We start from the raw sequence: 3,482 nt of genomic DNA on the forward strand, positions 1-3,482 counted from the left end.
TGTCGACACTAAGATACTGGGACTACTACAACATGAAGTTAGACTGAACAGTAGACACTGAACAGTAGACACAGAATATACTGAAAGGAGCAGCATTAGAAAAGGAGACGTGTCCGATGAAAGCTTCCTCTTTTTACAAAATCGTGCTGTTTACCTTCCCTTTTAATCAGATGGGCCAGAGGCTATACCAGAAAATGGGTTACTGCGAGATAGGCGTCTTTGAAAAACAAGGGGTCATGGATAATAAGCCGATCGACGTAATGATTATGGAGAAAATACTTTAGAACAGAGAAAAGAGCCTAACCGCGTGTTAGGCCCTCTCTGCTTAAAATTACCGCTTCATCTGATATTATTGGCCAGTGCTTCTTCCGTTATCCGCCGGATATCGATTGGGGACATTGTTTCTTCATTTACGAGATCCGGCAGGATGCGGTCGAGAAAATAGCCGACGCAGTGCAGCGGGATGTCCTTGATCTTCATCAGGGCGCTGCGGTACATCGTGATAAATTCCTTCTCCGTATTGCCCTTTTGCAGCTCGGCGAACGCCTCATACACCTGGTCCAGCTTGTCCGCGACTTCGAGAATGCGCCCTTCCACCGAATCGTCCTTGCCCTCGCGCAGCTGGTTGTAGAAGATGCTTTTGAATTCGGACGGAATATTTTCTTCGATAAAATGGTGCACCATCCCCTCTTCCACCTGCTGGATCAGCGCCCGAAGCTGCGGGGAGGAATGTTTAACCGGCGTTTTGATGTCGCCAATAAAGATTTCTCCATAATCATGGCTGCTCGTAATCTCGTAAAGCTTCTTCCAGTCGATCTTCACGCCGTGCTGCTCCTCGATATCCGCCAGCGTCTTGGCGTACTGCACCACCTTCCACGAGTGGGCCGCCACACTGTGTTCCTCGAATTTGAATTTCCCCGGACAGCGGATAATCCGCTCAAGCCCGCCCAGAGACCGGAAATACGCATGAATTCCCATCAGTTCAGCCACCCTTTTTTTGTCATAAGGTCTTGTTTCTACTATAAATCTCTTATGTTAAGAGTATATTAAAACAAATCTCTCAATTCCATCCTTCAAGCCGTCCTCATCATTGCTTAACGTGACCGTATCGGCAATCCGCTTCACTTCCTCCGGCGCATTTCCCATCGCAATCCCCAGTCCCGCGTACAGGATCATGTCGATGTCGTTGTAATTATCACCGATCGCCATCAGCTCCCGGTTGGAGATATGAAGCACCTCTTCCAACTCGCGGATCGCGTATGATTTGGACACCATTTCGTCCATGATTTCGAGGTAGGTGTCTTTGGATTTATAGATGCTGACGCCCGGAACTACTCTTTTCAGTGTTTCCGCGAGCCAGTTAATCTCCTGCGGATTACCCATGCATAATATTTTGTGAATCTCATGATCTTCTTCAATATAAGAGGACAGCTCGCGCTCAATCGGATCGACCTTAATGATCTCCTGCTCCTGAATAACCCATGGGTCCGTGAGATCGCCGACAATCCACTGGTCATGGCTGTATAGACTGAAGCTGATTCCCGGAAAACCCGAACTTACAATGCCGAGCATGAGATCGACGCTGCTCTTGCCCATTCCAACGCTGTGAAGAGTTTTCCTATGGCCCCCGCTGTCGCTTCCGCCCAGGACTAGAGCGCCGCTGTAGCAAATAACGGGCGCATTGATTTCAAGCTCTTGCTGGAGGGGAAGTATGCCGCTCGGCATCCGGGCCGAGACGAGGACAAACGGAATATCCCGATCCTTCACCTTCTGTATGGCGGATTTGGTCTCCGGTGTTATCTGATGCCGCGAATTCAGTAAAGTTCCGTCAATGTCACTGAAAATGGCTTTGATCATAGCGCATCACTCCTTGACAATTTTTGCTTACTCTTCCCCGGCCGTCCGGATCAGTTCGATCCCGCTTTCACGCAGGACAGGCAGCAGGTGCTCCGGCGGGCTTTCGTCGGTAATCAATAGGTCGATATCGGAGAACTCCATGCCCCTGAATGAAGCGGTAAGATTGAACTTTTGGCTGTCCGTCAGCACAAACACTTTTCCGGCCCGCCCCGCTACAAGCTTTTTGACCAGTGCATCTTCCCGGTTGGCAAAATAAATACCGTCCTCCATAATCGCTGCCGCCCCCAGAAAGGCCTTGTCAAAGTAAATCTCGCTGAGCTGCTCCGCTTGGGATTCGTTATAAAAAAACCGGTTGTCGTAGTTAAACTTCCCTCCGAGCAGATGAAGCTCCACGTCCGTATTGCCCGCAAGAACCTCCGAATTGTCGAGCGAGTGGGTATATACCGTAATCTTTTCCCCAATCTGAGCGCACAGCTCCCGGACCGTAGTCGAGACATCCATAAAGATGACCTCCCCTTTGCCAATGTAGGCGTTAGCTGTCCGGGCAATTTCAAGCTTCTGTGCGGAAGCGGCGGCCGCGCGCTCCTTGTAGGCTTTAATTTCCTCTTTGAAAAAAGGTAAAGCGATCCCTCCATGCGTCCTTATGGCAGCGCCTTCCTCCACCAGCTTGATAATATCCCTTCTCGCCGTATCCCTCGAAATATCCAGCAGCTCGCATATGTCCGCATTCGATAGCTGGGTACGGGTCTTTAGTTGATCCAAAATTTTGAGCAGCCGTTCCTCCTGGTAAATGGAAAACTCCTCCCTTCTCATCTTCATTATAAGCATTATTAAGCAAGTTGTTAAGCGTTTTTAAGTGTTTATTCCCTGAAAAAAGCGATCTGCCCGGATACACCGGAAACAGATCGCCTTATAAGGAAACGGGTCATGCGGAAAATAAAGCTTTATTTTCCAGCCAGCTTAAAGCCGTATTTGACGAATACATCGCCGGCTTCCTGTGTGAACAGATAATCGTAGAAGGCTCTCGCCTGCTCTGGATGCGCGCTTCCCGCCAGAACGGCTGCCGGATAGCTGATCGGATCGTGGTGGGACGGATCAACCTTCATAGCGACTTTCACCTTCGGTTCCCCGGTTGCGTCGCTGCCGTACACCAAGCCCGCTTCCACATTGCCGGACGCCACGTAGGTCAGAACCTGTCTGACATCCTTGGCAAATACGATTTTAGGCATCAGCTTATCCCAAAGACCCGTATGCTGCAAGAACTGCTGCGCGTACATGCCCGCCGGGACCGATTCCGGCTGCCCGACCGCAATCTTGGCGAATCCGGAGCCGGTCAAATCTTGGGCTGAAACGTTCGCCGCCGCCGAATCGGCAGGCACGATCAGCACCAGATCATTCGTTAGCAGAGTTTTGGTCAGTTTGGGATTGGTAAGTTTTTTGTCCGCAAGGTCATTCATTTGTTTCTTACCGGCCGAGATAAATAAATCCGCGGGCGCGCCCTGCTCAATCTGCTTCTGAAGGGCGCCCGAAGCTGCAAGGTTCAGATTCACGGCAATATCGGGATGCGCGGCCTCGAATTTCGGAACCAGTTCGTTTAAAGCAGCTTTGAGGCTGGCAGGCGCCGA

General features: G+C 50.5%; 4 protein-coding genes and 1 pseudogene. 1 reads left to right on the forward strand and 4 read right to left on the reverse strand.

Annotated features, from left to right (window positions below):
• Positions 1 to 92: 92 nt before the first annotated feature.
• Positions 93 to 284, forward strand: a pseudogene (locus L691_RS31825) (N-acetyltransferase family protein); the annotation flags it as partial.
• Between the two features lie 55 nt (positions 285 to 339).
• On the opposite strand, the gene L691_RS0105055 reads toward L691_RS31825, so the two are convergent.
• From L691_RS0105055 to modA, 4 genes are all read right to left on the reverse strand, one after another.
• A complete protein-coding gene (locus tag L691_RS0105055) occupies positions 340 to 978 on the reverse strand; it encodes a YfbR-like 5'-deoxynucleotidase (protein ID WP_025689170.1) in 639 nt (212 codons plus the stop codon).
• Positions 979 to 1,035: 57 nt separating this feature from the next.
• On the reverse strand, positions 1,036 to 1,857 hold the full coding sequence (locus L691_RS0105060) for a Cof-type HAD-IIB family hydrolase (RefSeq protein WP_036735385.1): 822 nt from the start codon (positions 1,855 to 1,857) through the stop codon (positions 1,036 to 1,038).
• 27 nt (positions 1,858 to 1,884) lie between these two features.
• Positions 1,885 to 2,676, reverse strand: a complete 792-nt coding sequence (locus L691_RS0105065; RefSeq protein WP_198022979.1) for a DeoR/GlpR family DNA-binding transcription regulator — start codon at positions 2,674 to 2,676, stop codon at positions 1,885 to 1,887.
• A gap of 125 nt (positions 2,677 to 2,801) precedes the next feature.
• Positions 2,802 to 3,482: molybdate ABC transporter substrate-binding protein (gene modA, locus L691_RS0105070; RefSeq protein ID WP_025689174.1), on the reverse strand; the 681-nt coding region annotated here is incomplete at its 5' end.

This window comes from Paenibacillus zanthoxyli JH29, assembly GCF_000520715.1.
Lineage (GTDB): Bacteria > Bacillota > Bacilli > Paenibacillales > Paenibacillaceae > Paenibacillus_AQ > Paenibacillus_AQ zanthoxyli.